1 protein-coding gene is annotated in these 4,385 nt (G+C 74.8%); it reads right to left on the bottom strand.

The annotated features are described in order from the left end of the window. Nucleotides 1-4,385, bottom strand: a 4,385-nt coding sequence (locus LADH09A_RS27830) for a type I polyketide synthase (protein WP_238648630.1), incomplete at both ends; no start/stop codon positions are given.

Here is a 4,385-nt window from a genome sequence, read left to right as displayed (position 1 = left end):
GTCAGGATCGGGATCGAACAACACCCCTACATCCCAGCCCCGGTCAGGGGGGAACTCCCCGATCGCGTCACCGCCGGCGTCCACCAGCCGCCACAGGTCCTCCGGCGTGGTCACACCGCCCGGGTAGCGGCAGGCCATGCCGACGATGGCGATCGGTTCGTCGGCCGTGACCGCCCTGGTCACACCGGCGGTGGGGCTCTCCTCGGCGCCGCCGAGCGCGGTGTTCAGGTGCTCGGCCAGGGCCACTGGGGTCGGGTAGTCGAAGACCAGGGTGGCGGCCAGCCGCAGCCCGGTCGCGGCGTTCAACCCGTTGCGCAGCTCGACGGCGGCGAGAGAGTCGAAGCCGAACTCGCTGAACGGGCGGTCGGCGACGACGGCCCGTCCGGAACCGTGGCCGAGCACCCCGGCCACGTGGGTGCGTACCAGATCGAGCAGTTGGTCCCGGCGCGCCGCCGGCGCCAGACCGGCGAGCCGGCGCACCAGGGCCTCGTCGCCGGACCCGCGGCCGGCGCGCTGCCGGGGGATCGCGCGGATCATGCCGCGCAGGACGCCGGGGACGTGCGACGGGGTCGCCGACGGGTCCAGTCGCACCGGGACGAGCAGGGCCTGACTGTCGGCGCAGGCCTGGTCCAGCGCGGTGAGTGCCACGTCGGTCGCCAGTGGCAGCACACCCGAGCGGGCCATCCGGTCCAGTTCGGCCGGGGCGAGACCGGCCGCCATGCCGTCCGCCCATGGTCCCCACGCCAGTGAGGTGGCGGCCAGTCCGACGCGGCGGCGCTGCGCCGCGAGGGCGTCGAGGAAGGCGTTGGCCGCGGCGTAGTTGCCCTGCCCCGGGCCGCCGAAGACCCCGGCCGCGGAGGAGAACAGCACGAACGCGGAGAGGTTCCGGTCGCGGGTGAGCTCGTGCAGGTGCCAGGCGGCGTCGACCTTCGGGCGCAGGACGGCGGCGACGCGGTCCGGGGTGAGGCCGTCGACCGTACCGTCGTCGAGGACGCCGGCGACGTGCACGACGGCGCTCAGGTCGGGTGCTCCGGCGAGGACGGCCGCGAGGGCGTCCCGGTCGGCCGCGTCGGCGGCGACCACGGTCGCGGTGGCGCCGAGTGCGGTCAGGTCGGCGACCAGCTCGGCGGCACCGGGAGTGTCGATGCCACGGCGGCCGAGCAGGATCAGGTCGGTGCTGCCGTGGCGGGTCACCAGGTGCCGGGTGACGACCCCGCCGAGCGCCCCGAGGGCGCCCGTGACCAGGACCGTTCCGGTGCCGAAGGCCGGGCCGTCGCCGGTCGCGCGATGGGGAACGAGCCGAGGTACGAGGACAGCGCCGCCGCGTACCGCCACCTGGTCCTCTCCGGCGGCGGTGATGGCCGCCAGCCGGGCGTCGTCCAGGTCGTCGCCGGGTTCGGCGTCTGCCAGCAGGAAGCGGCCCGGGTGCTCGGACTGGGCGCTGCGGATCAGGCCCCAGACCGCGGCGCCGGACGGGTTCGGGACGGTGTCGTCCGGCGTGGCAGCTACCGCGCCGGTGGTGAGCACGAGCAGACGGGTGTCGTCCTGCGCGAGGACGGCCTGCGCGGCGGCGAGCGCCTGCACGGTCAGCGTGTGCGCGGCGGAGGCCTGGTCGCCCGGGACCGGCGGGACGCGCAGCACGGTCAGGTCGTGCGCGCTCGACTCCACGGGCACCGGGATCGGCGACCACGTCAGCGTGTGCAGCACCGAGGGCGGGGCGTACGGCCGCAGCAGCAGGGACTCCACGGTGACAGTGGGCCGACCGAGGTCGTCGGCCAGCTCGATCCGGACGGTGTCCGTCCCGGTTACGGTCAGTCGGGCGCGGGCGGCGCTGCCGGTCTGACCGTGTCGGGTGACGCCGGTCCACGAGAACGGGACCTTGGCGTCCCGGCCGGCGTCACCGGTCAGGCCGAGGACGTGCAGGGCGGCGTCCAGCAGCGCCGGGTGCGCCGCGTAGCCGTCGGCGTCACCGTCGAGGGCCAGGTCGGCGTGCAGCGATCCGTCGGTGGCACGCCAGGCCGCGCGCAGCCCGCGGAAGACGGGACCGTAGTCGAGGCCGCGGTCGGCCAGGTCGTGGTAGAGGTCGCCCACGTCGAGCGGGGTCGCGCCGGGCGGGGGCCACTCACCGCTCACCGGGGCCGGCAGGGTGGCGGGGCTGACCGTACCGGTGGCGTGTGCCGCCCACCGGACGCCGTCGGTGGTGGCGTGCACCGCGACCGGGCGGCGGCCGGCGGTGTCCGCCGGGCCGACCCGGACCTGGAGTTGCACGCCGCGTTCGCCGGCCACCACGGGAGCGGAGAGGACGAGGTCGTCGACGTGCTCGCAGCCGGCCTCGGTGCCGGCGGCGAGAACCAGTTCGAGCAGCGCGGTGCCGGGCACGACGACCGATCCGGCGATGCGGTGGTCGGCCAGCCAGGGCACCGAGCCGGTGGTCCAGTGGCCGGTGTGCACCCGCTCGTCGTCGCTGCCGGCCAGGGGGACCATCGCGCCGAGCAGCGGGTGCCCGCCGAGGCCGGCTTCAGCGACGGCGGCGGCCGGCCAGTAGCGGCGGCGCTGGAAGGCGTAGGTGGGCAGGTCGATGAGGCGTCCGCCGGTCAGGCACGGCGTCCAGTCCACCGCGACGCCGCGCACGAAGACCTGAGCGAGGGCGGCGAGCAGGGCGGTCGGCTGGTCGCGGTCAGAGCGTTGCACGGGTACGAACACCGCAGCGGTGACACAGTCGGCGCCCATGGCGGAGAGGACCCCGTCCGGGCCGATCTCCACGAACGTGGCGACACCCAGGCCTTCCAGGGTGGCGATGCCGTCGGCGAAGCGGACCGCTTCCCGCACGTGCCGCACCCAGTAGCCGGCGTCCTGCGTCTCGGCGATCTGCCCACTCACGTTGGACACGATCGGGATCCGCGGTTCGGCGTAGGTCAACGTCTGCGCGACCTGCGCGAACTCGGCCAGCATCGGCTCCATCAGCACCGAGTGGAACGCGTGACTGACTTGCAGTCGCTTGGACTTGTATGTCGCCGCGACGGCGGTGACCTCGCCTTCCACGCCGGACAGCACCACCGAACGCGGGCCGTTGACGGCCGCGACGGACACGCCGTCGGTCAGCAGCGGCAGAACCTCCGCCTCGGTGGCCCGCACCGCCACCATGACCCCACCTGCGGGAAGGGCCTGCATCAGGCGACCCCGGGCGGCGACCAGCTTCGCCGCGTCGGGCAGGGACAGCACCCCGGAAACGTGCGCGGCGGCGATCTCACCGATCGAGTGCCCCACCAGGTAATCGGGGGTGACGCCGAACGACTCGACCAGCCGGAACAACGCCACCTCGACCGCGAACAACGCCGTCTGCGTGTAGACCGTCTGGTCCAGGGCCTCCGCGTCGTCCGCGATGACGTCCCGGATCGGCCGGTCGAGGTGACGGTCCAGCTCCGCGCAGGCCGCGTCGAACGCGTCCGCGAACACAGGGAACGACGACACCAACCCCAGACCCATACCCGGTCGCTGCGAACCCTGACCGGAGAACACGAACGCCGTCCGGCCGGTCACCGGTGTGCCGGTGACCAGGGCGGGGTCCGTCTGACCGGCGGCGAGTGCCTCCAGCGCGGCCCGGCCGAACGCCACCGCCCGGTGCGGGAGACGGGCTCGGCCGGCGAGGGTGTGCGCGACGTCGGCCAGGTCCAGGTCACCACCGGCCAGCAGTCGGGCGGCCTGCGCGGTCAGCGCTTCCGCGCTGCGGGCGGAGAGCACCAGCGGTACGTCGCCAGCGGCGTCCGCCCGCTCGCTGTCCCGGATCGGGTCCGGTTCGGGCGCGGCTTCGAGGATGACGTGCGCGTTGGTGCCGGAGACACCGAACGAGGAGACCGCCGACCGGCGCGGGCGCCCGTCACCCGCCCACTCGCGGGCCTCGGTGAGCAGGGCGACCGAGCCCGACGACCAGTCGACGTGCGTGGTCGGCTCGTCCGCGTGCAGGGTGCGGGGCATCAGGCCGGCCCGCATCGCCATGACCATCTTGATGATGCCGCCGACCCCGGCGGCGGCCTGCGCGTGACCCAGGTTCGACTTGATCGAGCCGAGCCACAGCGGCCGGTCGGCGGGGCGGCCCTGGCCGTAGGTGGCCAGCAGCGCCTGCGCCTCGATCGGGTCACCCAGCACCGTGCCGGTGCCGTGGGCCTCCACCACGTCGACGTCGGCGGTGGAGAGACCGGCGTCGGCCAGCGCGGCCCGGATCACCCGCTGCTGTGCGGGGCCGTTCGGAGCGGTCAGACCGTTCGACGCGCCGTCCTGGTTGACGGCCGTGCCACGGACCAGCGCGAGCACCGGGTGACCGCGCCGGACCGCGGTGGACAGCCGCTCGACCAGCAGCACCCCGACGCCCTCGGACCAGCCGGTGC

The sequence above is a fragment of the Micromonospora cabrerizensis genome (assembly GCF_022230955.1).
Lineage (GTDB): Bacteria > Actinomycetota > Actinomycetes > Mycobacteriales > Micromonosporaceae > Micromonospora > Micromonospora cabrerizensis.
This window is presented reverse-complemented; position numbering and strand designations above follow the sequence as displayed.